General features: G+C 34.6%; 27 protein-coding genes, 1 pseudogene and 1 other annotated feature. Of the genes and pseudogenes, 12 read left to right on the forward strand and 16 right to left on the reverse strand.

What is annotated here, in order from left to right; genetic code table 11:
- Window positions 1-93: 93 nt before the first annotated feature.
- Window positions 94-1,866 carry a DNA helicase RecQ gene (gene recQ / locus VSF34_RS06670; protein ID WP_326716567.1) on the reverse strand — a complete coding sequence of 591 codons (1,773 nt, stop codon included), beginning with the start codon at window positions 1,864-1,866 and terminating at the stop codon, window positions 94-96.
- A gap of 142 nt (window positions 1,867-2,008) precedes the next feature.
- Between recQ and VSF34_RS06675 the strand changes: the two genes are divergently transcribed.
- On the forward strand, window positions 2,009-2,179 hold the full coding sequence (locus tag VSF34_RS06675; RefSeq protein WP_326716568.1) for a glycine zipper domain-containing protein: 171 nt from the start codon (window positions 2,009-2,011) through the stop codon (window positions 2,177-2,179).
- A gap of 46 nt (window positions 2,180-2,225) precedes the next feature.
- Here the strand turns inward: VSF34_RS06675 and VSF34_RS06680 are convergent, their stop codons facing one another.
- From VSF34_RS06680 to VSF34_RS06695, 4 genes are all read right to left on the reverse strand, one after another.
- Entirely contained in the window at window positions 2,226-3,032 is an 807-nt protein-coding gene (locus VSF34_RS06680; protein ID WP_326716569.1) for a homocysteine S-methyltransferase family protein, read from the reverse strand.
- 295 nt (window positions 3,033-3,327) lie between these two features.
- Window positions 3,328-3,519 carry a hypothetical protein gene (locus tag VSF34_RS06685; RefSeq protein WP_326716570.1) on the reverse strand — a complete coding sequence of 64 codons (192 nt, stop codon included), beginning with the start codon at window positions 3,517-3,519 and terminating at the stop codon, window positions 3,328-3,330.
- A gap of 10 nt (window positions 3,520-3,529) precedes the next feature.
- Window positions 3,530-3,988 (reverse strand): YaiI/YqxD family protein, encoded by a 459-nt coding sequence (locus VSF34_RS06690; RefSeq protein ID WP_326716571.1) that lies wholly within the window; start codon window positions 3,986-3,988, stop codon window positions 3,530-3,532.
- Between the two features lie 21 nt (window positions 3,989-4,009).
- On the reverse strand, window positions 4,010-4,477 hold the full coding sequence (locus tag VSF34_RS06695; protein ID WP_326716572.1) for a YehS family protein: 468 nt from the start codon (window positions 4,475-4,477) through the stop codon (window positions 4,010-4,012).
- A 259-nt stretch (window positions 4,478-4,736) separates the two neighbouring features.
- On the opposite strand from VSF34_RS06695, the gene VSF34_RS06700 reads away from it, so the two are divergent.
- The 3 genes from VSF34_RS06700 to VSF34_RS06710 all read left to right on the forward strand — a co-directional run bounded on the left by VSF34_RS06700 (window position 4,737) and on the right by VSF34_RS06710 (window position 6,615).
- The gene (locus VSF34_RS06700; protein ID WP_326718072.1) at window positions 4,737-4,859 is read left to right on the forward strand and encodes a hypothetical protein; all 123 of its coding nucleotides are present in this window, start codon (window positions 4,737-4,739) and stop codon (window positions 4,857-4,859) included.
- A gap of 353 nt (window positions 4,860-5,212) precedes the next feature.
- Entirely contained in the window at window positions 5,213-5,911 is a 699-nt protein-coding gene (locus VSF34_RS06705) for a tyrosine-type recombinase/integrase (protein ID WP_326716573.1), read from the forward strand.
- A gap of 14 nt (window positions 5,912-5,925) precedes the next feature.
- The gene (locus VSF34_RS06710; RefSeq protein ID WP_326716574.1) at window positions 5,926-6,615 is read left to right on the forward strand and encodes a Fic family protein; all 690 of its coding nucleotides are present in this window, start codon (window positions 5,926-5,928) and stop codon (window positions 6,613-6,615) included.
- A 165-nt stretch (window positions 6,616-6,780) separates the two neighbouring features.
- On the opposite strand, the gene VSF34_RS06715 is transcribed toward VSF34_RS06710, so the two are convergent.
- The 7 genes and pseudogenes from VSF34_RS06715 to sufC form a co-directional block, all read right to left on the reverse strand.
- The gene (locus tag VSF34_RS06715) at window positions 6,781-8,022 is read right to left on the reverse strand and encodes an IS256 family transposase (protein WP_227258472.1); all 1,242 of its coding nucleotides are present in this window, start codon (window positions 8,020-8,022) and stop codon (window positions 6,781-6,783) included.
- 286 nt (window positions 8,023-8,308) lie between these two features.
- A pseudogene (tnpA, locus tag VSF34_RS06720) lies at window positions 8,309-8,786 on the reverse strand (IS200/IS605 family transposase).
- 184 nt (window positions 8,787-8,970) lie between these two features.
- The gene (sufB, locus tag VSF34_RS06725; protein WP_326716575.1) at window positions 8,971-10,365 is read right to left on the reverse strand and encodes a Fe-S cluster assembly protein SufB; all 1,395 of its coding nucleotides are present in this window, start codon (window positions 10,363-10,365) and stop codon (window positions 8,971-8,973) included.
- Between the two features lie 14 nt (window positions 10,366-10,379).
- Window positions 10,380-10,853, reverse strand: coding sequence for a Fe-S cluster assembly sulfur transfer protein SufU (gene sufU / locus VSF34_RS06730; protein WP_326716576.1), 474 nt, complete (start codon window positions 10,851-10,853; stop codon window positions 10,380-10,382).
- Window positions 10,840-12,075 (reverse strand): cysteine desulfurase, encoded by a 1,236-nt coding sequence (locus VSF34_RS06735; RefSeq protein ID WP_326716577.1) that lies wholly within the window; start codon window positions 12,073-12,075, stop codon window positions 10,840-10,842. Before VSF34_RS06735 ends, sufU begins: the two co-directional genes overlap by 14 nt.
- Complete coding sequence (sufD, locus tag VSF34_RS06740) at window positions 12,076-13,365, reverse strand: Fe-S cluster assembly protein SufD (protein WP_326716578.1); 1,290 nt, start codon at window positions 13,363-13,365, stop codon at window positions 12,076-12,078.
- A gap of 18 nt (window positions 13,366-13,383) precedes the next feature.
- Window positions 13,384-14,157, reverse strand: a complete 774-nt coding sequence (gene sufC, locus VSF34_RS06745; RefSeq protein ID WP_326716579.1) for a Fe-S cluster assembly ATPase SufC — start codon at window positions 14,155-14,157, stop codon at window positions 13,384-13,386.
- Between the two features lie 303 nt (window positions 14,158-14,460).
- Here sufC and VSF34_RS06750 point away from each other — a divergent pair, with 303 nt between their 5' ends.
- The 5 genes from VSF34_RS06750 (at window position 14,461) to VSF34_RS06765 (ending at window position 18,604) form a co-directional block, all read left to right on the forward strand.
- Window positions 14,461-16,323 carry a LytS/YhcK type 5TM receptor domain-containing protein gene (locus VSF34_RS06750; RefSeq protein ID WP_326716580.1) on the forward strand — a complete coding sequence of 621 codons (1,863 nt, stop codon included), beginning with the start codon at window positions 14,461-14,463 and terminating at the stop codon, window positions 16,321-16,323.
- Between the two features lie 35 nt (window positions 16,324-16,358).
- Window positions 16,359-17,132: a MerR family transcriptional regulator gene (locus VSF34_RS06755; protein ID WP_326716581.1), complete on the forward strand. Its 774-nt coding sequence runs from the start codon at window positions 16,359-16,361 to the stop codon at window positions 17,130-17,132.
- Window positions 17,116-17,979 (forward strand): DUF2268 domain-containing putative Zn-dependent protease, encoded by an 864-nt coding sequence (locus tag VSF34_RS06760; RefSeq protein WP_326716582.1) that lies wholly within the window; start codon window positions 17,116-17,118, stop codon window positions 17,977-17,979. Before VSF34_RS06755 ends, VSF34_RS06760 begins: the two co-directional genes overlap by 17 nt.
- Window positions 17,980-18,173: 194 nt before the next feature.
- Window positions 18,174-18,401 carry a transposase family protein gene (locus tag VSF34_RS09945; protein ID WP_370659281.1) on the forward strand — a complete coding sequence of 76 codons (228 nt, stop codon included), beginning with the start codon at window positions 18,174-18,176 and terminating at the stop codon, window positions 18,399-18,401.
- Window positions 18,365-18,604, forward strand: a complete 240-nt coding sequence (locus tag VSF34_RS06765) for an LrgB family protein (RefSeq protein WP_326716583.1) — start codon at window positions 18,365-18,367, stop codon at window positions 18,602-18,604. The genes VSF34_RS09945 and VSF34_RS06765 overlap by 37 nt, the downstream gene beginning before the upstream one ends.
- Window positions 18,605-18,688: 84 nt before the next feature.
- On the opposite strand, the gene VSF34_RS06770 is transcribed toward VSF34_RS06765, so the two are convergent.
- The 3 genes from VSF34_RS06770 to VSF34_RS06780 are packed head-to-tail and all read right to left on the reverse strand — an operon-like array spanning window position 18,689 to window position 21,261.
- The gene (locus VSF34_RS06770) at window positions 18,689-19,519 is read right to left on the reverse strand and encodes a MetQ/NlpA family ABC transporter substrate-binding protein (protein WP_326716584.1); all 831 of its coding nucleotides are present in this window, start codon (window positions 19,517-19,519) and stop codon (window positions 18,689-18,691) included.
- A gap of 25 nt (window positions 19,520-19,544) precedes the next feature.
- Complete coding sequence (locus VSF34_RS06775; RefSeq protein ID WP_326716585.1) at window positions 19,545-20,231, reverse strand: methionine ABC transporter permease; 687 nt, start codon at window positions 20,229-20,231, stop codon at window positions 19,545-19,547.
- Window positions 20,224-21,261: a methionine ABC transporter ATP-binding protein gene (locus VSF34_RS06780; protein WP_326716586.1), complete on the reverse strand. Its 1,038-nt coding sequence runs from the start codon at window positions 21,259-21,261 to the stop codon at window positions 20,224-20,226. The genes VSF34_RS06775 and VSF34_RS06780 overlap by 8 nt, the downstream gene beginning before the upstream one ends.
- 68 nt (window positions 21,262-21,329) lie before the next feature.
- Window positions 21,330-21,580, reverse strand: a binding site (T-box leader).
- Between the two features lie 170 nt (window positions 21,581-21,750).
- On the opposite strand from VSF34_RS06780, the gene deoC reads away from it, so the two are divergent.
- The 3 genes from deoC (at window position 21,751) to VSF34_RS06795 (ending at window position 24,283) form a co-directional block, all read left to right on the forward strand.
- On the forward strand, window positions 21,751-22,395 hold the full coding sequence (deoC, locus tag VSF34_RS06785; protein WP_326716587.1) for a deoxyribose-phosphate aldolase: 645 nt from the start codon (window positions 21,751-21,753) through the stop codon (window positions 22,393-22,395).
- A gap of 254 nt (window positions 22,396-22,649) precedes the next feature.
- The gene (locus tag VSF34_RS06790; RefSeq protein WP_326716588.1) at window positions 22,650-23,708 is read left to right on the forward strand and encodes an LLM class flavin-dependent oxidoreductase; all 1,059 of its coding nucleotides are present in this window, start codon (window positions 22,650-22,652) and stop codon (window positions 23,706-23,708) included.
- 8 nt (window positions 23,709-23,716) lie between these two features.
- Window positions 23,717-24,283, forward strand: a complete 567-nt coding sequence (locus VSF34_RS06795; protein ID WP_326716589.1) for an NADPH-dependent FMN reductase — start codon at window positions 23,717-23,719, stop codon at window positions 24,281-24,283.
- A gap of 58 nt (window positions 24,284-24,341) precedes the next feature.
- On the opposite strand, the gene VSF34_RS06800 is transcribed toward VSF34_RS06795, so the two are convergent.
- Window positions 24,342-24,602, reverse strand: a complete 261-nt coding sequence (locus tag VSF34_RS06800; protein ID WP_326716590.1) for a metal-sensitive transcriptional regulator — start codon at window positions 24,600-24,602, stop codon at window positions 24,342-24,344.
- Window position 24,603: the final 1 nt, after the last annotated feature.

Genomic DNA, 24,603 nt, shown 5'->3' on the forward strand with positions numbered 1-24,603 from the left:
TCGATTCAATTATAAACGTTTCAATCATAAAAAGGGCAACTTTTTTCTTAAATTTCTCTCATTTATAAACTTTTGACTCCTATTTTTCACAAACTAGTTAGCATGTCCTTGCATTTCAAGATGTTGTTTAATCACTCTCATAAAATCTTCTCCGTACTTATCTAGTTTGTTTTGACCTACCCCTTTAATTTGTAGAAATTCAATGGATGTTGTAGGGACTTTGTCTACTAAATCTTGTAAGGTTTTATCAGAAAATACGACATAAGGCGGCAAGTTTTGTTTGGTTGCTAAATCTGATCGAAGCAATCGAAGGGATTCAAATAATTCATCTGCCTTCATCAATTGCTTAACAGCTAATTGTTTTCTAAACACTTGTTTTTTCCCAAGTAACACATCAATGCCATTTTCTGAAACCAGTAAAACAGGATACTGATCTTTTGTTGGAACAAGTAATTGTTCAGCAGTTAAAAAGTCAATGAGATCTACAACTTCTTTTTGTGTCATGTCAGATAATAAACCATAAGTTGATAGCTTATCAAACTGCCATTGGGTAATTTTTTGATCTTTAGAACCTATCAATACTTTACCAATCAAACCTTTACCAAACTTTTCACCCATACGTTTCACACAAGAGAGTACTTTTTGAGCATCTTTAGTGATATCAACAACTTCTCTATCATCTAGACAGTTGCTACAATGGCCACACGCCACCCCATTTTCGCCAAAATACCTCAAAATATATTGTTGTAAGCACATCTGTGTGTGAGCGTATTGATTCATCTCTCGTAGTTTTTCATATTCATGCTGTTTATATTCAGCCTCACCAGTAGATTGCTCAATAAAATAGTGCTGAATTTGAATGTCTTGAGGGGCATATAACAAAATAGCATCACTAGGTAAACCATCTCTACCCGCTCTTCCTGCTTCTTGATAGTAGGACTCAATATTTCCAGGTAACTGGGCATGAATCACAAACCTCACATTACTTTTATCAATACCCATACCAAAAGCATTTGTAGCAATCATAACCTGGGTTTGATCATAAATAAAATCTTCTTGATTTTTTGATCTTTGAGTTTCTGATAGGCCACCATGATACATCCCTACTGATAACCCAGCATGTTTGATTAATCTATAAAGGCGCTCTACTTCTTTTCTAGTCGTAGCATAGATGATTCCTGATTGACCTTTATTAGTTTTTAAATATTCTAATAAATAGTTATCATGTTGGTCTTTGAATAACTGAAAAGATAAATTTTCCCTAGCAAATCCTGTTTGAACACGGTTTGATTTAGGTATATGTAACAACTGGCAAATATCTTGTGCTACTTCTTCAGTTGCTGTTGCAGTTAATGCAACAATAGTCGGCTGATTAGAAAAATATTTTAAATTCTCGGCAAGATCTAAGTAACTTGGCCTAAAGTCATGTCCCCACTGAGAAATACAATGTGCTTCATCAATGGCAATTAGACCAATCTGACGTTGGTTTAATTGCTGAATAAATTCTGCTGAGCTAAGGCGTTCCGGAGCAACATAGAGAAGCTTAATATCCCCATATAAAACTTGCCTAAGCCGGTGATTTATCTCTTGATAATCCAGAGTACTATTAATATACGTAGCGGAAATTCCCATATCATTTAAAGCATCTACTTGATCTTTCATTAAAGAAATTAAAGGAGAGACAACCAAAGTGAGATCAGAACTCATCACTGCGGGTAGTTGGTAACAAACTGACTTGCCTCCTCCTGTTGGCATAATCCCTAATACATTTTCTCCTTGATTAATGTAGCGGATAATATCTTCCTGGCCAGCCCTAAATGTTGTATAGCCAAATACCTCTTCTAAACATTGGTAGATTTTTTCCATAAAAATATCTCCTTTACATCATTTTCGCCACCTCAATATAACATACCTTACTTATTTCATAAATAAGATTCCCTTGTTTTCCTGAATTTCGTATTGTCTGTCTCAAGGTGTCTTTGCTATAATAGTTGTAAGGAGAATTCTTATGGCTAAAAAGAAAAAACAAGAAACAAAAGGATACTACCTATATATTGGAGTTGCTCTTGGTCTTATCTACGGGGTTATTTTCAATAAAATCTGGCTAGGGCTGGGTATTGGGTTAGTTATTGGTGCAGGGTTTGATTTTTTAATGAAACAAGACAAAAAAAAGAAGTAAATGGATGCATGTCACCATGTCCATTTACTTCTTTTTTTATCTCTGATTAGATTTGAGTTATTTTATAAATCATATCAGGCGTTGTCCCACAACAACCACCGATACTAACATGAGAAAACTTTTGTATTTGAGCAATTCCTTCTAAATATTCCATATCTCTAACAGGATAAATTAAACGCTCATCATCTTTTGTTGGTATTCCTTTATTAGGACTAATAACAACAGGAAAATCTGATACTTGTCTAAATGACTCAAGAAAAGATTTTACCTGATTAAAATCAGACACACAATTGATACCTAAGGCAATCACTTGCTTCCTATTTACAAGGTTTCCAAATTGCTCAATTTCAGCTACAGTTAAGTCCTCTAAATTAGTGATTGAAGCAATCACATCAATAGCTGGGGCCACTTCCTCAACGCAATTTAGAGCATATTTCAATTCTCTCAAATCATAAAAAGTCTCTAGTAATATCTGGTGACAGTCTTCTTCTAAGGCAACTTTTGCCTGTGTTTGATAACGTTGTCTTCTTTTTTCCTTATCCCAACCAAGAGGAGCTGGGCTCATATCATAGACCCAAAAATCAGGATGTAATCCTTTGACTAAACCACAAGCTCTAATACCTAACTGATGTATCTCTTCTTCTGGAAGGTCATCCAGGGACAAGCTAAAGGTATGTGTTTTCAAAACATTAGCACCAGCATTTAAATATGATTGATGAATATTTACAATATCTTCAGTATGACTCATCACACTTTGACTAAATTCTTGATAGGATAACCCTTTTTTCAAACACTCCGTTCCCATAGCACCGTCAAATATTAAACAGTGAGTTCCAATTACTTCACTCAACATCATGTTTTTCCTCCCCTACAACTTCTATTTTTCTCTTTAGTTTATTGATTAGTTTCTGTACCATAAGGATAGTGACTAATTCTATTTAAAAGACTAAAAATAACTAAAGGTACCTATTGACTCATTATTTTTAACTCATACAGTTATTTAGCTAATCAATAAGTTTCTAACTTATTGATACAAGATAATCATAGCAATTTTAAAAAATAAAAACCAATTAATTTTGGATGAATAACAGACAAAAAAAACTACTTTTGATGTTTGTGAGTATCAAAAGTAGTTTCATAATATTTATTTAAAAGGAAGAATTATTCCGGCTATATAAAGGCATATTTTCTGTATATTCCATATAAGTACTAACAATCGTTTTTCGCTGATTATTTTGAACAACAATTACCCAGTTATTTCCTTCATTGTGGGTGATTGTTTCAACATTATCCTCACCCTCAGTTAAGGTAATAATATCTAGTCCATTAAAATACTTCAACTTTTTTGAGTCATGTTTCTAACTCCTTACTTTGCAATAATACTTGCTCCATCATCTTATAAAATCTTTCTCGGTCTGCAGCTGTAAAAGGTTTTGGCCCCTTAGTTCTTTTACCAGCCTGTCGCATTTTTGCTCCCATAAAGCGTTGATTTAATAACATATCAATGTTTTCCAGACGGTATTCAGTACCAGAGTGGTGAAAAATCCGAGTTTGCTTCCCTAAAAGTAAAGCGGCCAAACCATAATCTTGGGTAATAACAATATCATCATTATTAATCTCTTTTACGATTCGATAATCAGCCCCGTCAGCTCCTTTATCTACATAGATAAACCTTACTAAATCACTATATTCTTTTGTCGTATAATGATCCACACTAGTCACAATTAAAACTGGAATTTGATATATATCACTTAATTTAATCACTTCATTTTTTACAGGGGAGCCGTCTCCATCAATCACAAAACGCATGAATATACCTCCTGTAACTATTTATTTTCTGTAATTTGTCATTAACCCCTTTAAGAAATTCCTTGCATAATTATCACCACAAGGCTCGTAGTTACGATGACCTTCTTTTCGCAAAAATGATCCCATTTGACTCTTTGATACAATAATATTAGCATCATCAAGAGTATCAATCATATCTTCAGTTGTATATGATAAAGCAATTTTTAATTTCTTTAACATGACATTATTGGCATTACCAGGATGAAGTTCTAAAGGTTGTTCTGGTCCATCCTTCACGCCTCTTTGAGAAATAATCATCCCATTTAAAAAGCGTTCAAACTGCTCATCAGTAAGCTCTAATTCGTAATCTTCATCATTTACTTTACGTAGCATGCTTAAAAATTCATCCTTTGTAACTTCCACATGACCCAACTTAAATATTTCAATCATATCATTGTCTTTTATGTCTAAAGCGTAGCGTAGACGTTTGATTCTATCGTTATTATTCATTCTTTTCTCCCTTATTTCATATATTCTCTTGTATTATAACAGAGATAAGTTTTTGATGTTATAAAAGACCATACTGATAAGCATACCGTTCACCATGTTCAACTGGTAGCTCAATCACACCTGAAAAAATAAAATCAGTCTGACTTACAACTTACTGCATACTTTTATTTTGTGGATGTGTATCAATCCTAATGGCTCTTATTAATAAGATTACGGACAAAGTGTTCGATGATATAATCTATTAAAGGAGCTTCTTATTATGACAACTAAAAGATATTCAGAAGAATTTAAACAATCAATGATTTCGCTTAAACACAGTGGCCGTTCAGCCACCTCTTTATCAAAGGAATATAACGTTGCGGTGCTTTTGGCAAAAAGTTAATAAAACTAAGGAGAGAGACTGTTTTAAAGGTAGTCTCTCTTAATTTAAATGCTGGACACCGCATTACTCGTATTTTAATGGTACTCAATATTCCTAGAACAACCTATAATGATTCTTCATTTATCTAAATGAGGAATACTAACATCAATTTTAAATCAAGTTAAAAGGAGATTAACTTGATTTAATTATTTTATTCGACTATTTTTGTCCGTAATCTTGACACAAGAGCCATAAAGTTAGATGATATAACAGTGGTTTACTGTCAGGAGCTTGTAAATGAATGGTACGAGAAATATAAGCAATATCCGTACTTTCGTAAGGTTACAGCTCAAATCATGAGGTATGGTGAAGCTATGGAGATTATGAAGAGTAATCCAATGGCTAAGACTACCCTTCCACGTAAGAAGGAAGAAGAAAAAAAGTTACAATACTACACCAAAGATGAATTACAACACTTCTTTGAGTGCCTAAATGACTTCGGCAATTACAAACAATTAGCTTTTTTTAAGGCTTTAGCATTTACTGGATGTCGTAAAAGTGAAATTTTATCACTCCAGTGGGAAGATATAGATTTATTCAATAAAACGGTGTCTATCGGCAAAACTCTAGCTATTGATGAAAACCTTGATATTATCATTCAAACGCCTAAGACTAGCTCTAGTGTGCGTGAGATAAGCTTAGATGATGAAACAGTCAAGATACTGTCTAGGTGGCGTAATATTCAGCGTGAAAAATATTTTAAAATGGGATTCAACACCACAAGTGATAAACAATTTGTATTTACTAATGAACGCAATGAACTATACTACCCTCAGATTGCTAATGACTGGTTAAAGTACCTAATTAAGAAGTACCAGCTACCTAAGATTACACCTCACAACTTTAGACACACGCATGCTAGTTTGTTATTACAAGCTAGTATACCAGTAAAAGAAGTGAGTGAACGATTAGGGCATAAGGACATAAAGATTACGCTAGAAATTTATAGTCATGTCATGCCTGAAGAAGCAGAAAAGACAGCCAATAAATTTGCTAATTTTGTTGGTTTTTAGAAAGGAATGACACAATGAACTTACCACACGATTATTTAGATGACGTTTTAGTGCGAATGGCGTACCATTCAAGTGCGATTGAAGGCAACACCATTTCATTAGCTGAAACAGTTTCAATCATCTTAGAAGATACTATTATATCCCCTGAAAAGGGTATGAAGATGAGGGAGTTTTACGAGGTAGCCAATCATAAACAAGCATTCGATTATATTATCAGTGCATTACAGAATGATGAGCCATTCTCTGAAAGAGTTATCAAGAAAATACACGAGTTGCTACTTGATCGTATTCAATTTGATAAAGGTGAGTACAAAGCCACCCAAAACGCTATTATTGGTGCTACCTTCAACACGGCTAGACCTCATGAAGTACCAAACTTGATAACACAATGGGTTGATAATACATTATACCGTTTAGAAATAGCCAATAATATTGATGACGTGGCAGAAGTATTAGCAGATAGCCATATTCAATTTGAGCGTATTCATCCATTTAGTGACGGTAACGGACGTACTGGACGTATGATTAATATCTACCTAGCACTTATGACTGGTTATGCTCCTGTGGTTGTTAAAGTAGATGATAGAGCTTTATACATTAACCTATTATCAAAAGAAGATTCTCATGGATTAGCTAAACTTTTTAAAGAATCAATGGAGTTTGAAGCTGAACGAATGACACAATTTTCGGGTTTGTCAAGTTAAGTGTGTAAATTCCTTAAAAATAAAAATAGAAACTCAATTTGACAATGAGTCGTCCTGTGATAATCTCTAGGAATAAGAGGGTATTTTTAATAAACCTCTTGTCCCGATAAAAAATCGCAGGACGAGAGACTCGTTGTCAAATTTTATATGTCTCACTTATTTTGATTAGTAACGATTATATTTTTCGACACGTTTTGAAAAAGAGTCGTTGACCGTTAATTGGTTAAGCACCATAGCCCAATTATGAACATGCCCACCTTCCCATTTACTTTGAAGTTCTTTCACTCGAAGATATAATAGCTTAAGAAGGGCATTCTCATTAGGGAAAGCTCCTTTTTTAGTTACCTTGCGGAAACTAGAGTGAACACTTTCTACAGCATTTGTCGTGTACATTATTTTTCGAATAGCTGAGCCGTAATCAAATAATTGTTCGACATGGTGGAAATTTCTTTTCCAAACATCAATAGCTCCAGGATAGACTGCCCACTTTGTTTGAAAGGTATCAAAAGCTGTTTGAGCCGCTTTTAAGGAGGAGGCACTGTAAAAAGACTTCATATCCTTACAAACCTCTTTATAACTTTTACTTGGCACATAACGAAGGGCATTTCTAACTAAATGGACCAGACAACGTTGAACGACAACACCTGGGAAAATAGCTTTGGCTCCATTTTCAAGCCCTGATACACCATCCATTGAAATAAACAAAATATCTTCAACGCCACGCTCTTTAATCTCATCAAAAATCTGCATCCATCTATTTTTCGATTCTGTTTGATTTAGCCAAAGACCTAGAATTTCTTTATTTCCTTTTAAATCATAACCAAGAATTGTATACACCGCACATTCTTTCACTTCATAATTTTCTCTTAGAGTGACATACATACAATCGACAAACAAGAAGGCATAGCATTTGGCCAGAGGTCTGATTTGCCATTCCTCAAGTTCTGGTAATATTTGATCTGTGATATCCGACACCATATCATGAGAAATAGTAAAACCATAAATATCTTCAATTGTCGAGGCAATATCTCGTTGACTCATGCCTTTGGCATACATAGAAAGAACTTTTCCTTCAATACTTGAAACGTCTCTGCTTCTTTTAGGAATAATTTCTGGCTCAAAAGAAGCGTCTCTATCTCTAGGAACCTGAATGTCTAATTCACCAAAACTTGTTTTTAATTTTTTATTTCCATATCCATTCCGTCTGTTTTGAGTTTCTTTTTCTTGTCTTGACTGATTCTCATAACCTAAATGATTATCTAATTCTCCACGAAGCATTGCTTCAAACATCGGTCCAAAAACATCTTTTAGGGCTTCTTGCATGTCTTCAACCGATTCTGGTTGATAGGCATCAATAATTGATTGAGCTAACTTCGCTGATTTTTGATCTTTTTTCTTTTTTGTCATGACTTACCACTCCTTTAATCTATTGTAAAAAAAGAAAAACCGCGAAGCAACCCACTACCTAGGATGGTAGGTTACTTACACGGTTTATATTACACTCTCCAATTTTCTTAATGCACAGACCTTTTCACAGACCCCACCAATTTAAGAAAAAATAAATCAAAACCTCCAGTGTGAACTGGAGGTTTGTCCTTCGGCTGGAAGCCTCTTTTTCCGGCCTAAGCCTAAAAGGCTTACTGAATGGTTCCCCTCGTGCACCACATTTACTCGCTAATCCTAAAAGGATTGCTTATTCAATTCTTTTTGTTTTTTCTCCTGTAAATGGATCATACTCTTCAAATAACGTAAGTTGATCTGCTACATAATCTTCTTGAATTTGATTTCTTATGTATTCTTCAATTTGTTTTTTTATTTCTACCAACTGTGTCTACATAATAACCTCGACACCAAAATTTTCTGTTCCCATAACGATATTTCAATTCTGCATGCCTATCAAAAATCATTAAACTACTTTTACCTTTTAAATACCCTATAAAACTAGAAACAATTAGTTTAGGTGGTATACTTACTAATATATGGATATGATCTTTACAAGCATTCGCTTCAATAATTTCAACACCTTTTCTTTCACATAGATCTCGTAATATTTCTCCTATGCTTTTTTTGTACTTTCCATAAATTATTTGGCGTCTATATTTAGGAGCAAAAACTATGTGATACTTACATTTCCATGTTGTGTGTGATAAACTTTGATTGTCCTTTTTCATAAGGAACCTCCTTGTGATTTGATAGTTTGTGGTCGGGAAACCAAATCTATCTTATCATCTTAGGAGGCTTTTTTAATACCACGCTAGAAGCTCTTTAGAACCACCTGCATAGCAGGTGGTTTTCAGTACATATAAAAAAGCTTCGGATGTTGTTTTAACAACATCCGAAGCATATATTAATAACCTAACCTACTGACCCTTCCATCTCATAAGCTATCAATCTATTAAGCTCAACAGCATACTCCATTGGAAGTTCTTTTGTAAATGGTTCAACAAATCCCATAACGATCATCTCTGTCGCCTGCTCTTCTGACAAACCACGGCTCATTAAATAATATAATTGTTCTTCTGAGATTTTTGAAACTTTTGCCTCATGTTCAAGTGCCACTTGGCTATTGTGAATTTCATTAAACGGAATGGTATCACTTTTTGATAGCTCATCCATAATGATTGTGTCACATTCAATATGTGAAATAGACCCTTCACTTTGTTTGCCAAATGTGACTTGACCACGGTAATTCACCGCTCCACCATCTTTAGCAATTGATTTTGACACAATCGAGCTAGATGTATTTTTAGCATTATGAATCATTTTGGCCCCAGTATCTTGGATTTGTCCTTCTCCAGCAAAAGCTACAGATAACATCGTTCCACGAGCTCCTTCACCGTCTAAGTAGACACTTGGGTATTTCATGGTTGTTTTTGCTCCAAGGTTACCATCAATCCATTCTACTGTTGCCCCAGCCTCTGCCTTAGCACGTTTTGTTACTAAGTTATAAACATTATCTGACCAGTTTTGAATAGTTGTGTAACGACAATAAGCATCTTTTAAGGTAAAGATTTCTACAATCGCTGCATGTAAACTATTACTTGAGTATGTTGGTGCTGTACAGCCTTCAACGTAATGCACACTAGCACCTTCATCAACAACAATTAGCGTCCGCTCAAACTGTCCTGTATTTTCTGCATTAATACGGAAGTAAGTTTGCAGTGGCACGTCAACTCTAACACCTTTTGGTACGTAAATAAATGTTCCACCTGACCATACAGCTGAGTTTAAGGCTGCTAATTTATTATCTGTTGGTGGGACTAATTTTGAGAAGTACTCTTTAAAGATTTCTGGATACTCTTTTAAAGCTGTATCTGTATCAGTAAAGATAATTCCTAATTTTTGGAATTCTTCTTTCATATTGTGATAAACCACTTCTGATTCATACTGAGCACTAGCTCCAGCTAAGTATTTACGCTCAGCTTCTGGTATCCCGATTCGCTCAAAAGTCTCTTTGATTTTATCAGGTACATCATCCCAGTCACGAGCTGGTTTATCACTGGCTTTTTGGTAATATTTGATTTTATTAAAATCTAAATCGGATAAACTTGGTCCCCATGTTTGCATAGGCATTTTATGGTAGGCTTCAAGAGATTTTAAGCGGAATTCTAACATCCACTCTGGCTCTTCTTTTACTGCCGAAATTTCTCTTACAATATCTTCTGTTAGCCCTTCTCCTGTACTGAAGATAGGCTTCACATCATCATGAAAACCAAACTGGTAATCTTCTAACTCTGGTACTTCACTCATTAGGGTCACACTCCTTATTCCTCAGTATGTAATTGACTACTGATAGTTGTTTCATTTTCTTGAATTATACCACGCTCTAAGGCTTTCCATGCTAAGGTTGCACATTTGATTCGTGCTGGAAATTTTGCCACCCCGCTTAGCATCTGGGCATCTTTTAATGTTTTCTTTGCTGTACCAATGTCTTCACCTTGGACTAATTCTAAAAAATTAGCAATGATTTCAATGGCTTCAGCTTCTGTTTTTCCCTTTATCGCTACAGTCATCATGCTAGCACTGGCCATACTAATAGAACAGCCGTGACCTTCAAAAGCGACATCACAGATGACACCATCTTGAATGTTTAATTGAAGTTGAATCACATCCCCACATGTTGGGTTATTTAATTCAATTTGGCTAGTCGCATCATCTAATACACCTCTATTATGTGGGTGATTCGTGTGATCGAGTATGACTTGACGATATAAATTATCTAATCTAGATAAAGCCATATTGGAAAAACTCCTTTGCTTCGATGATTGATTGGACTAAACAATCAGCATCTTCTTTTGTATTATAAAAATAAAAACTAGCTCTAGCAGTTGACATCACGTCAAGATATCTAAGCAGTGGCTGAGCACAGTGATGTCCTGCTCTAATCGCCACGCCTTGCATATCTAGGGCTGTTGATAAATCATGAGGGTGAATCCCTTCAATATTAAACGCAATCACACCTGTATGTTGATTCACATCTTTTGGTCCGTACAACTCAAACCCATCAATAGCTAGTAGCTTAGGTAAGACGTATTCAACTAATTCTTGTTCATGTTGGTGAATATTATCTAGTCCTATCTCTTCTAAATAATCAATGGCATAAGCTAAACCAATAGCCCCTGTGATGTTAGGCGTACCAGCTTCAAATTTATAAGGCAACTCGGCCCAAGTACTTGTCTGGTCATAGACAAAATCAATCATCTCTCCACCATACTCGACAGGCTCCATTTTCTCTAATAATTCTTGTCTGCCGTACAACACACCAATTCCAGTTGGTCCACACATTTTATGAGCACTAAAGGCATAGAAATCACAATTTAACTTCGTGACATTAACCCTCATATGAGGTGTAGATTGAGCTCCATCTACTACCATTTTAGCCCCAACACTATGAGCTAATTCACCTAAAGTCTTCACATCATTTACGACACCTAAGACGTTTGATGCATGAGTAATGGATACAATTTTCACACCATCTGTAATTTTTGACTTGGCATCTGTCATATCTAAAAAACCTTCAGGCGTTAGATTAATATAAATCAATTCCGCTCCCTTACGTTTGGCTAGTTGTTGCCAAGGAATGATATTTGAGTGATGTTCCATATAACTAATCACAATTTTATCGCCCTTTTCCACAACTAAATCACCAAGAGACTGAGCAACCCAATTTAAACTCGTCGTTGTGCCTCTTGTAAACAGAATTTCTTTGGTACTTTTAGCCTCTAAAAAACGACTCACTGTATCACGAGCAGCTTCGTACTGACTAGTTGCTCTCTCTGATAAAGTGTGAACACCACGGTGAACATTAGCATAATCTGTTTCTTTAAAATGTTTAAGTTCATTCATTACTTTAAGTGGCATCTGGGTACTTGCAGCATTATCTAAATAAACTAACGGCTCATCATTTACTTCTTGATGTAAAATCGGAAAATCTTGTTTTAGACGTGTTGCATCTAACATTTAATCAACCAACTTTCTGTCAATAACTTGAACAAACTCCTCTTGCACACTTTTTACTGGAATAGCAGTAATCACAGAACCTAAGAATCCTCTTGTTACTAAGCGTTCTGCTTCTTTTTGAGGTAATCCACGACTCATTAAGTAGTATAATTCCTCAGGATCTAATCGACCGGCACTAGCAGCGTGTCCAGCGGTGACTTCAAATTCATCAATTAATAAAATCGGATTAGCATCTCCTCTAGCTTGATCAGATAACATTAATACACGACTTTCTTGCTGTGCATCCGCACCTTTTGCTCCGTTAATAATATGACCGATACCATTAAATGTTAGCGTTCCTTTTTCACGAATCACACCATGTTGTAAGATATGACCAATTGAGTGAGGTGCACGGTTTGTGACTCTGGTATCAATCCCTTGTACTTGGCGTCCTGCTGAGATAGCTACGACTTTCACCTCAGAATGGGAGCCTTCTCCCACAAGCTCTGAATCAAAATCAGCGACAACATTCCCGTCATTCATCAATCCAAGAGCCCAGTCAACACTAGCATCTTTCATAACATAAGCACGGCGGTTCATATAAGTGTTAACTTCTTTTCCTAAACGGTCAATCGCTGCAAATTTTACTTTAGCACCTGGTTTTGCGATCACTTCAACCACAATATTGGCTGATAATTTTTCACTGGCTTCACCAATAGATTCAAAACGTTCTAGGTAAGTTAATTCACTATTTTCTTCAGCAACAATTAAAACATGCTTAACAAACGCACTTGTATCTTCTTGTTGATGATAAAATAATGATTCGAAAGCTTCTTTTACCACCACATTTTTCGGTAGGTAAAGGAATACGCCACCATTTAAGAAAGCTGTATGAAAAGCAGTCATCTTGTCTTCTAAACTGGGTACAGTTTTTGTCATAAAATATTTTTCAACTAACTCACTATGCTCTATCATTGCAGTGAAAATATCAGTAAAAATAACGCCTTGTTCAGCTAATTCAACTGGCATTTGCTCATAAAACGTTGTTGTACGTCCTTGAATAACTAAAGGGTTATCTTCTATTTCATCAAAACTTGGTAAAATAGGTGCTCCTTGATATTCTTCATTGATTGAGCCAACATTCATCAATGGCCAGCGGTGATATTTCACACGTTCAATGACTGGTAATTCTAACTCGTCTACTTTTTTTAATGCTTCTAAACGACGATCTAACATCCATTTTGGTTCTTCTAAACTAGCAGAAAACAGTGTGATGTCGTCAAGATAGGCTTGTAAATTAACAGATTTCATTTATCTTGTCTCCCTTAATTAGTCTTCAACTTCGATATAATCGATGCCCAGCTCTTCACTGATTCCTTTGTATCCTTCTTTTTCAAGACGCTTAGCTAAATCAGCGCTTCCTGTCATAACAACTTTACCGTCCATCATAATATGAACCACATCTGGAACAATATAATTTAGTAGACGCTGATAGTGAGTAATAATCAGTGAACCAAAATTATCCCCACGCATTTCATTAATTCCTTTTGATACTACTTGAAGCGCATCAATATCAAGACCTGAATCAATCTCATCAAGAACTGCAAATGTTGGTTCTAACATTAATAGTTGCAGAATTTCATTACGTTTCTTCTCACCACCTGAGAACCCTTCATTTAAATAACGCTCTGCCATCTCTTCTGGCATATCAAGTAGAGCCATTTTCTCATCTAGTTTATCTAAAAATTCCATGACACCAATTTTATTATCTTCATCACGTTTAGAATTCATTGCGGCACGCATAAATTCAGCATTAGTAATTCCTGGGATTTCACTTGGGTATTGAACAGCTAAAAATAGACCCGCACGAGCACGCTCGTCTACTTCCATTTCTAGTACATTCTCACCATCTAATAAAATCTCACCTTGAGTGACTTCATAATTAGGGTTTCCCATAATCGCTGCTGATAAAGTGGATTTTCCCGTTCCATTTGGCCCCATGATGGCATGAATCTCACCAGTTTTCATGGTTAAATTAACACCTTTTAAAATTTCTTTATCTTCTATTGATACATGTAAATCTTTTATTTCTAAAACTGACATGTTTTTCCCTCCAAATAATCGTCACATATTTAACTTCCTTATCAATTTTATCCTAATTAAGAATGAACTTCAAACCAATTTTTTAAAAAAATAAAGCTTTATGTGACATTTCCCTTATTATATAGGCATTCCTTAATAATAATTAATTTAAATAAGGATATATTATTGCTAAGAAACACATTAAAAACAAACATCATTCTCATTACAATCAATTACCCAAAGAAAAACTTATTATTTTTTCAGTTTTAAACTAATTGTGATATTCTGAATCGGACGAGTCACTATAAGCTTGGGGGAGTTAGTATGTTGGAGTTGTTTATTTTAATGATGGAGCGAGTTGGATTAATTATTTTATTAGCCTTTTTATTAGTCAATGTCCCCTATTTTAAAAAAATTCTATTAAGTCGAAATCAATTATCGTCTAAATTGCAATTAATTTTAGTTTTTGGAATCTTTACATTGATTTCTAATCTAACTGGTATTGAAATAACAAGCAATGAAGTTATTCCAAGTAATATTTTAACTAATATATCACTTGATACATCTATTGCTAATACTAGAACATTAGCTATTGGCGTATCTGGTATTGTTGGTGGCCCTTTTGTTGGTATATGCGTCGGGGCTTTAGCAGGAATTCATAGGATGTTACAAGGAAGTGCCAATAGTTTCTTCTATATTCCTTCTTCTATGTTGGTTGGCTTTTTATCAGGAGCTTTAGGTGTCAAGTTATCAAAACGTGGAACGTTTCCAACACCTATACAAGGTGCGATTATAGGTGCTTCAATGGAAATCATTCAAATGGTATTTGTTACCTTATTTTCTGGTAATAGTATTTATTACGGAATGGAATTAGTGAATCTAATCGCCTTTCCTATGATTGTCTTAAATAGTATTGGTAATTTCATTTTCCTATCTATTTTAACGATTACTTTAAAGCAAGAAGAACAAGCCAAAGCTGTGCAAACTCATGATGTACTTGATTTAGCTGCCCAAACACTGCCCTATTTTAGAGCAGGTTTACACGAGGAATCAAGTTTTGCTGTTGCCAAAATTATTAAGCATTATACAAAAGTGAATGCGATTAGTATTACTGATACAAAACAAATACTTGCTCATGTAGGTGATGGGAGCGATCACCATATCCCTGATACCGAAGTCATCACTGAACTGTCAAAAAAAGTATTGAGCTCTGGAAAAATAGCCATTGTTCATCACAAAAAAGATATAGGCTGTACCCATCCTGATTGCCCCCTAAAAGCAGCTATTGTGATCCCCTTAATTGTTCAAGAACGAACAGTAGGAACTTTAAAAATGTATTTTACAGATGCCAATCAGTTGACTCATGTAGAAGAACAACTGGCTGAAGGGTTAGCTAGTATTTTCTCTTCTCAAATTGAATTAGATGAGACAGAAGTTCAGTCAAAACTATTAAAAGAAGCAGAAATTAAATCTTTGCAAGCTCAAGTTAACCCACATTTTTTCTTTAATGCAATTAATACTATTTCTGCTTTAATGCGCCGAGACAGTGAGAAGGCTCGTACTTTATTACTACAACTTAGTACTTATTTTAGAGGTAACTTACAAGGTGCAAGATACACTCTTATCCCCTTAAAACAAGAGCTCATCCAGGTTGAGGCCTATCTGTCATTAGAGCAAGCTAGATTTCCTGATCGTTTTGATATTCATTTTGATATTGAAGATGGGATGGATGATATTTTAGTCCCTCTCTATGCGGTACAAATTTTAATTGAAAATACTATTAAACACGCCTTTGGAAATCGGAAATCTGGAAATACTGTTTTGGTTAAATTATTTACTTTTGAACATAATTGTTACATTTCTGTTAGTGATAACGGTGTTGGAATATCTTCTGAATTAATTGATATAATTGGTAAACAACCAGTCACTTCAGATAAGGGGACTGGAACGGCTCTGGAGAATCTAGCTAAACGGTTAACGAACTTATTTGGTAATGAAGGCAGGTTTAATGTGACGAATCAAGAAAATGGAGGAACAAACTTTATTCGGGTATTCGGATTATCGTGTGGAATTCTTATAAACCCTCATAATCTCTCACAAAAAAGCTCTTCATTTAAAAATAAGTATTTCAATACAAAATCCCTTTTCATAAAGTATCTTCTTTCTATTGACTCTAACGTAACGTAATACTCTATAGTGGTAATTGAAGGAGGTACAAAGTGATGGATATGAAGATAAAAGAAGTGGCAGAATTGGTTGGTGTTAGTATTCGTACACTTCATCATTATGATCAGATTGGATTATTGACCCCAAAAGAAATCACTGATTCTGGTTATCGACTCTATTCAGAAGAAAACCTTGAAACATTACAACAAATTTTATTTTTCAAGGAACTTGGATTCAACTTAAAGGAAATTAAAAAGATTATTAACAGCTCTTTATTTAACCGACAAGAAGCATTGATTTTACAACGAAAAATGTTGATTGAGAAACGAAAAAAAGTCGATAAAATGATTGAAACCATTGATAAGACGATTAAACATATGGCGGGAGAAATACAAATGACGAATGAAGAGAGGTTTGAGGGAATTAACGTTGGATTCAACCAATTTGAAGAAGAGGCTCGTCGCCGTTGGGGAAATCAATCTATTGATGAGATAAACGCAAAACTAAAGGGAATGTCCAAAGGTGAACAAAATGATTTATCTGATAGATGGGATATGATCTTCAATAAACTTGCATGCCTTCGTGATCAATCCCCCGAATCCAAAGAGGTACAAGCAACAATTAAACAATGGTATGACTTTTTAAATGAAAATTTTAGTAAGTACTCTCTTGATGCCTTTTATGGATTAGGTCAACTTTATATTAATGATGAACGTTTCACAAAAAATATAGATCAGTATGGTGAGGGTTTAGCAAAACTCATGAGTGAGGCGATGGAGGTCTTTACGAATAATCAAATAAGAGGTGGTAGCAATGAAAATAATAATTGAGGATACAACTGAACAATACGATAAATTGTTTTCAATGGAAGAAGATAAAGAAAATTTTTATCGGTACTCAATGATGAAGCCTTTTGAAAAGATGTGGAATATGATTAATGTTCCATTAAAGGCTAAGCAACCTAATGGGTATGATGTAATAATGGCTACAAATATGCTTGGCTATCTTAATGTATCAGATACTCAAACTGGAAGACAAGCATTAGAAAGTTTAAAAGAAATTCAGGCTCTTCAAACAGCACATAGCACTTTGAATCATTGTATTGATTTTATTGAAAAAAATAATATATATATTAATGCTGATGAATTGAGATTTGGTATGTATATAGCTGACCCAAAGAAGCTCGAATTACAAAAAGGTTATTGTGGTTTTGGAGGAATTCCAGGGTTTATTCAAGTATCTATTTACCCAAACTCTTATAATATTCCAAGGATTCCTGCTGTAATTGCACATGAATTCCATCATAATATCCGTTTTTCATATTTTGATTGGGATCATGGAGACGTTACCGTTGGTGATTACTTAATTATAGAGGGTTTAGCTGAGTCATTTGCAAAAGAACTTTATGGAGAAGATCTTTTAGGACCTTGGGTTACTTCTTTTGATAAAGAAGACTTAGAATATTCAAAAGAAGTTATAAAGGATGCTTTAGATATTAAAGGATTTGCTGAGGTCAGCAGTTATATGTTTGGTGATACCATTGCAAAGGAACAAGGCTATCAACCTGTTGGCTTATCACCATTTGTTGGTTATGCAGTAGGCTACCATGCAGTGCAGTCTTTCATGGAAACCAATAATGTTGGGGATAGAAGAAGCTACCTTACTTGGCACAGATGAAATACTAAGCAATTGTGGACTGTTTTCTAAATAACCTGTTTGTACTAATGAAGGCATTACTGTGATAGCTAAGTAATGCCTTTCTTATTTAACTGCAATTCATATGATTTTCTTATTAAATGCTCAATAAAACAAAGGGAAATGAAATAATGACAACTAATATGCTCAATCTACCAAGTTTTAAGATTCTTGATATGAAGGAGAGTGAATATGATTATAGGTTCTTAGTTGAGACTACATTGCCACCTCCTTCTTATTACCCAAAATGTGGTACGGTTGCTAATCTATATAAGCATGGTAAAAAGGAACAATTATTCTTTGATTTGCCGATGCACGCTAAACGAGTTGGCATCTTCGTTAAAAGACAACGTTACAAATGTAATGAGTGTGGGCTACATTCTTTGAAAGTCTTCCAGATATAGATGAAGGCCATTTAATATCTGTCATTAGTATCGTTGTTGTTGGTCGAATGATTCAAATGGACTCAAATATGGTAGCTTCTTTACTACCACAAACTGCCACAACAGCTATTGCAATTCCTATTGCAGAATCTATTGGTGGTATCTCATCACTCACTGCTTTTGTTGTTGTTCCAATTGCTGCTAGTATACTAGGTGTTGGATAAACAAATAATTGATTCTATAAATAAAAAGATGATGAATTTTGTAGAAAAAGCTACCAAATTCATCATCTTTTTATTTATAAGAGATTAATCAACAACAGTGATTGTCCCTTTCCATTTTTCATTTACAAAGGTTTTAATTTTCTCATCGTGTAAGGCTTCTACTAAAGCTTTTGTTTTGTCACTATCTTTATCTTCAGTACGAACAGCAATAATATTAGCATATGGTGAATTATTATCTTCAACTAATACTCCATCTTCTTCTGGATTTAAGCCAATTCCTTCAGCAAAGTTTGCATTAATCGCAACTAAATCACCTTCATTATTTTGATACGTTGTTGTCATAATTGCTGGATCAATATCATACTTAAATTGTAAATTTTTAGGGTTTTCTTCAATATCATCAAATGTTGCTTGAGTTAAATCTGTTCCTTCTTTGACTTTAATAAGATCTGCATCTTGTAACATAGTAATCACACGTCCCCAATCCGTTTGTGAGTTACTTACAAGAACGGTACCACCATCTTTAATATCTTTAGCATCTTTTAAGTCTTTAGAATAAAGGGCTATTTTTTCTAAATGAATTGCTCCGGCATTTGAAAAATCATAATTTTTATCAGCGACTTCCTTATCAAAATATGGGATATGTTGGAAGTAATTAGCATCTAATTCTTTTTCTGATAGAGCTTTATTTGGTAGAACATAATCTTGGAAATTAACGATTTCAAGATCATAACCTTTTTCTTTTAAAATCGGTTTAACTTCTTCTAATATCTCTGCGTGTGGTGTCGGAGAAGCTCCAACCTTGATCACTTTATCTTCTTTACTAGATGAGTCTGCTCCTTTGTCACTACCACATGCTCCTAATGTTAATACTGCTACTGCTACAACTCCTAAGGCTAACCATTTCTTTTTCATTTTCATTTCCTCCTAAAATTTTTTATTATCTTTTATCTGTTACTTTTACTAATAAGTCTCCTAACCACTGGACAATAAAGACAATGATTAGCAGTAAAATAGTAGCTACCATAATTACTGTATAGTTATTTCCTAAAAAACCAGCTTGATAAGCTACAGCACCAAGTCCACCTGCTCCAATCACACCTGCCATTGCAGTAAAGCCAATCATCGTAATCGTCGTCACTGTTACACCAGATATTAAAGCTGGTAAACTCTCTGGAATTAAGACTTTAAAAATAATTTGAGTCTGTGTTGCTCCCATGGCTTCACTAGCCTCAAGTACTCCGTGATCCACTTCTCTAAAAGCAATCTCTACTAACCTTGCATAAAAAGGTGCTGCTGAGATTACTAGAGCGGGTATAGCTGCTGTTGCCCCTAACATCGTTCCAATAATTGCTTTTGTGATTGGGAATAATAAAATAATTAAAATAATAAAGGGTATCGAGCGAAATGTATTACTGATAACTGAAACGATACCATATAGTACTTTAAATACTGGTTTGTTACTTTTCCCAAAATAATACAGCATCAACCCAATAATTAAACCAATGATAATTACAAAAAATGTCGCCCAAAGCGTCATATAAAGGGTCTCTTTAGTCGCTTTAACAAAAATATCTGACTTGATTGAACTAAAATCAAAATAAGTTTCTTTAAAACTTTTATCCATATTGTAATACCTCGATTCCTACACCGTTTTTCTCAAAGTAAACTAGACTTTCTGAAACGGTTGATTCTTGTCCTGTCATTTGAACGAGCATTGTTCCAAATGAGCCTTGATTAACTTGTTTAATACTTGCTTGTAGAACGTTTATATCCATATCATAATTTTTAATAGCTGATGAAATGATCGCTTCTGTACTTTTTTTACCTTCAAAAGTTAGTCGTACTATCATTCCTTCTGGTGATTGTGATAATAAATATTCAATCGCATCTTCTTGTTCATCAGTATCCTCATTAACATCTTGTTTCACAAACCTAGCAGTTACAGCATGTTTTGGTTGTTTAAAGACAGATAATACGTCTCCTGTTTCAATGACTACCCCGTGCTCCATCACAACCACTTTATTACAAATTTTTCTAATCACATTCATCTCATGGGTGATTAAAACAATCGTTAAGTTTAGTTTTTTATTAATATCAAGAAGTAAGTCCAGAACTTCCTCTGTCGTTTGTGGGTCAAGGGCACTAGTGGCCTCATCACACAATAATATTTCTGGATCATTAGTCAAAGCACGAGCGATTCCCACACGTTGTTTTTGTCCTCCTGATAATTCACTAGGATAAGCATTCTCACGTCCTTCAAGACCTACTAATTTAATTAGTTCTTTGGCTTTTTCTATTCGTTTTTCTTTTGGAAAACGACTCAATTCAAGAGGTAACATGACATTTTCCATAACAGTTCTAGACCATAACAGATTAAAGTGCTGAAAAATCATTCCGACTTTTTTACGATATTCTCTTAGCTCCTTACCACTTAGGATACTCACGTTTTCTCCTGAGACTAAGACCTCTCCACTTGTTGGTCTCTCTAAATCGTTTAATAGGCGAATTAACGTGCTTTTTCCTGCTCCTGAATAACCTATAATGCCAAAAATATCACCTTTATCAATAGCTAAATTTACATTTTTAACAGCTTCTATCGTTTGTTTTTTTGTTTGATATGTTTTACTCACATCAACTAATTCAATATGATGCATCTATTATCCTCCTTTTAGCTTTTCTACGAAAAAAGCTTCCGTCCTTTATCTACTTTAATATAAAGTAAACAAAGGACGAAAGCATTGTTTCGTGTTACCACCTTTTTTCGTTATCATCTCACAACGATAACCTCACCCAGTACGCAAGAATTCCCTCTTAATACTGTTGTCCGCTAACGGGAACTCCCGAAAAACACTAGCTTTAGCTCATGTTTTTACGCTCAAAGACCATCTTCTATTTTTTTTCTGCTCCTCTTTCTCACCATCCGAGGTCTCTTTATACAGTCCAAAAATGTACTCTTCTTTTCAAAGCGATATGTTATTAAGAAGAATCGTATCAAACTATGAATTTAGTGTCAACCATTTTTCTTTAAATTCGATTTATCGCTCACCTTTTTCTTATTTGCTATTGTCTAGTTTTCATTGTAAAATGAACTGGTAGCAAGGAAAAGTAACGCTTACAATAACTAATCAAAGGGAGTTAATACCATGAATTTTGCAAAATATGTAGATCATACTATTTTAAAACCAGAAGCAACAAAAAAACAAATCAAACTTTTATGTGAAGAGGCAGCTAAGTTCAACTTCGCTTCAGTCTGTGTCAATCCTTATTGGGTATCTTATTCAGCAGAATTATTAAAAGATTCTGATGCTAAAGTTTGTACAGTTATTGGTTTCCCCTTAGGTGCAAATACAACAGCAACTAAAGTGTTTGAAACAATTAATGCCATTGAAAACGGTGCTGATGAAATTGATATGGTGATTAACATCGGCGCATTAAAAGATAAAGATTATGATACTGTTGAAAAAGATATTGCTGCAGTTGTTGAAGCAGCTCATCCAGAAGCAATCGTTAAAGTAATCATCGAGTCTTGTCTATTAACAGACAAGGAAATTGTCAAAGCTTGTGAGTTATCAGTTGCTGCTAAAGCTGATTTTGTTAAAACATCAACTGGATTTTCTACTGGTGGTGCTACTCCAGAAGCTGTAAAATTAATGAAAGAAACTGTTGGTGATAACGCACTAGTTAAAGCCTCAGGTGGTGTACGTTCTAAGGAAGATGCTGAAATCATGATTAAAAATGGTGCAGATCGTTTAGGAACAAGCTCAGGAATCGTTTTAGCCCAAGACTAATCAATTATTAACATTTAACTGACAACTATCATTTTGGTAGTTGTCTTTTTTTATAACTATATAGCTAACTAAAAGTAAGCATATGATTTCCTTTTTTATCAGTTTAGTATTAAAGTGACATTAAGCAAAATATCTAAAAATAAATCCTGAAAAAAGGTAGGCCTCTTACTATGGCTTTTTATGACTTGAATTTCAACACTTATAAGTAGTCACAATAAAACGACAAACATATCATAATGAAGGAGAGAAATAATATGTTAAACAATATCAATCCAGAAAAGGGTATGGAATTTGGTTTATATACTCTAGGAGACCATATGACAAACCCTGTTACAGAAAAAAAAATATCTCAAGAACAACGAATTAAAGAAATTATAGAGCTAGGTGTTTTAGCTGACCAAGCTGGCATTGATGCTTTTGGTGTTGGAGAGAGTCATCAGACTCACTTTGTTAGCCAAGGTCATACTGTTATACTAGGAGCTCTAGCTCAAGCCACAAAGCACATTAAATTACAAAGTTCTGCGACAGTTTTAAGTGTCAGTGATCCAGTTAGAGTCTATGAAGATTTTGCAACGATTGATTTAATATCTGGTGGACGTGCTGAAATAGTAGCTGGACGTGGTTCTAGAGTTGGAGCTTATCATTTACTTGGAGTTGACTTACAAGATTATGACGATATTTTTGAAGAAAAATTAGAATTATTAAAATTACTAAATGAGAGTCAAGATCCCATTAACTGGAGTGGAAATTACCGTAAACCTTTAGAAAATGCCGAAATTCTACCTCAACCAACAACTGGTTCTATACCACTTTGGCGAGCAGTAGGAGGTCATCCTGGTAGTGCCATTAAAGCAGGATATATGGGTGTTCCTATGATGTTGACTACTCTTGGTGGGCCTGCTGTCAATTTTACTCCAGCAGTATCAGCTTATAAAGAGGCTTTATCTGTGAGCGGGTATAAAGTAGATGACTTTCCACTTGGTACAACAAGTTTATTTTATGTAGGAGATACGACTCAAGGTGCTCTAAAGGATATGTACCCTTATTTAAACCAAGGAACAAAATTACTCCGAGGTTCAGATTACCCTAAACAACAATTTGCTAATGCCGTTGATTACCGTGATGCTTTGATGGTTGGAGATAAAAATCAAATTATCGAAAAATTACTTTATCAATATGAATTATTTAGTATGCAACGTTTCAGCGCTCAAATTGATTTAGGTGGTATGCCTTTTGATAAATTAATGAAAAATGTAGAAATTATTGGTCAAGACATTCTACCAGCTATTAAAAAACATACAAAAAGAAAGTAGGAAACAGGATGAATATTGTATTATTATCAGGTTCAGTTGTTGGCAGTAACACTAAAGCTGCTTTGACTTATGTCGAAGAAATATTAAAAAACAAAGCCCCAAATGCCACAATTACTTTTTTAGACTTAGCTCAGTATGACGTTCGTTTTTCTGATGGTAGGCATTATTTTGAATACGAGGGTGACACAAAATTTGTCGCTGAAACTCTAATGGCAGCAGATATTATTTTAATCGGGACACCAGTCTTTCAAGCTTCTATTCCTGCTCCTTTAAAAAATATTTTTGACTTGTTACCTGTTTATGGTCTAAGAGATAAAGTTGTAGGTATATTGGCTACAGCTGGTAGCCAAAAACATTATTTAGTCATGGAACAACAATTAAAACCTATTTTGTTTTACATGAAAGCTCACATTGTCCCTACCTATGTCTTTATCGAAGAAAAAGATATCTTAAGAAAAAAAATTATCAATGATGACACTTTGTTTCGTTTAGATAGACTAGTAGAAGATACTTTTGATTTAAGGGAAGCAAATGCCTTTATTAAAGAAAAAAAAGAAGCTGAATTTGATTTTTAAACATAAAGAGGGTTAGTTAGGCAACGTATTAAGGTTGCTTAACTAACCCTTATCTTTTTTATTTTTTTATCACTAACTCAATTGCTTCTTTAACTTTCTCTTCCCGATCGTGCTCATTTATATCTTCATTACCAATGCATTCAATTAAATTTTCTGCCACGATCACACCAATCGCTCTATCAATACTAGATCTAATTGCTGAGAGTTGTGTCACTACATCCCGGCAACTTTTATCCTCATCTAACATTTTTAAAACACCTCTAATTTGACCTTCAGAGCGTTTAAGTCGGTTACTGACATTACGTTTTGTCTCATCCATT

Origin of the sequence: Vagococcus jeotgali (genome assembly GCF_035918315.1) — a bacterium.
Lineage (GTDB): Bacteria > Bacillota > Bacilli > Lactobacillales > Vagococcaceae > Vagococcus > Vagococcus jeotgali.

Bases quoted from the DNA above. Each gene is read 5' to 3' on its own strand.
- recQ (WP_326716567.1), bottom strand. From the start codon at position 1,866: ATGGAAAAAATCTACCAATGTTTAGAAGAGGTATTTGGCTATACAACA.
- VSF34_RS06675 (WP_326716568.1), top strand. From the start codon at position 2,009: ATGGCTAAAAAGAAAAAACAAGAAACAAAAGGATACTACCTATATATT.
- VSF34_RS06680 (WP_326716569.1), bottom strand. From the start codon at position 3,032: ATGTTGAGTGAAGTAATTGGAACTCACTGTTTAATATTTGACGGTGCT.
- VSF34_RS06690 (WP_326716571.1), bottom strand. From the start codon at position 3,988: ATGCGTTTTGTGATTGATGGAGACGGCTCCCCTGTAAAAAATGAAGTG.
- VSF34_RS06695 (WP_326716572.1), bottom strand. From the start codon at position 4,477: ATGAATAATAACGATAGAATCAAACGTCTACGCTACGCTTTAGACATA.
- VSF34_RS06700 (WP_326718072.1), top strand. From the start codon at position 4,737: ATGACAACTAAAAGATATTCAGAAGAATTTAAACAATCAATGATTTCG.
- VSF34_RS06705 (WP_326716573.1), top strand. From the start codon at position 5,213: ATGGAGATTATGAAGAGTAATCCAATGGCTAAGACTACCCTTCCACGT.
- VSF34_RS06710 (WP_326716574.1), top strand. From the start codon at position 5,926: ATGAACTTACCACACGATTATTTAGATGACGTTTTAGTGCGAATGGCG.
- VSF34_RS06715 (WP_227258472.1), bottom strand. From the start codon at position 8,022: ATGACAAAAAAGAAAAAAGATCAAAAATCAGCGAAGTTAGCTCAATCA.
- sufB (WP_326716575.1), bottom strand. From the start codon at position 10,365: ATGAGTGAAGTACCAGAGTTAGAAGATTACCAGTTTGGTTTTCATGAT.
- sufU (WP_326716576.1), bottom strand. From the start codon at position 10,853: ATGGCTTTATCTAGATTAGATAATTTATATCGTCAAGTCATACTCGAT.
- VSF34_RS06735 (WP_326716577.1), bottom strand. From the start codon at position 12,075: ATGTTAGATGCAACACGTCTAAAACAAGATTTTCCGATTTTACATCAA.
- sufD (WP_326716578.1), bottom strand. From the start codon at position 13,365: ATGAAATCTGTTAATTTACAAGCCTATCTTGACGACATCACACTGTTT.
- sufC (WP_326716579.1), bottom strand. From the start codon at position 14,157: ATGTCAGTTTTAGAAATAAAAGATTTACATGTATCAATAGAAGATAAA.
- VSF34_RS06750 (WP_326716580.1), top strand. From the start codon at position 14,461: ATGTTGGAGTTGTTTATTTTAATGATGGAGCGAGTTGGATTAATTATT.
- VSF34_RS06755 (WP_326716581.1), top strand. From the start codon at position 16,359: ATGGATATGAAGATAAAAGAAGTGGCAGAATTGGTTGGTGTTAGTATT.
- VSF34_RS06760 (WP_326716582.1), top strand. From the start codon at position 17,116: ATGAAAATAATAATTGAGGATACAACTGAACAATACGATAAATTGTTT.
- VSF34_RS09945 (WP_370659281.1), top strand. From the start codon at position 18,174: ATGAAGGAGAGTGAATATGATTATAGGTTCTTAGTTGAGACTACATTG.
- VSF34_RS06770 (WP_326716584.1), bottom strand. From the start codon at position 19,519: ATGAAAAAGAAATGGTTAGCCTTAGGAGTTGTAGCAGTAGCAGTATTA.
- VSF34_RS06775 (WP_326716585.1), bottom strand. From the start codon at position 20,231: ATGGATAAAAGTTTTAAAGAAACTTATTTTGATTTTAGTTCAATCAAG.
- VSF34_RS06780 (WP_326716586.1), bottom strand. From the start codon at position 21,261: ATGCATCATATTGAATTAGTTGATGTGAGTAAAACATATCAAACAAAA.
- deoC (WP_326716587.1), top strand. From the start codon at position 21,751: ATGAATTTTGCAAAATATGTAGATCATACTATTTTAAAACCAGAAGCA.
- VSF34_RS06790 (WP_326716588.1), top strand. From the start codon at position 22,650: ATGTTAAACAATATCAATCCAGAAAAGGGTATGGAATTTGGTTTATAT.
- VSF34_RS06795 (WP_326716589.1), top strand. From the start codon at position 23,717: ATGAATATTGTATTATTATCAGGTTCAGTTGTTGGCAGTAACACTAAA.
- VSF34_RS06800 (WP_326716590.1), bottom strand. From the start codon at position 24,602: ATGGATGAGACAAAACGTAATGTCAGTAACCGACTTAAACGCTCTGAA.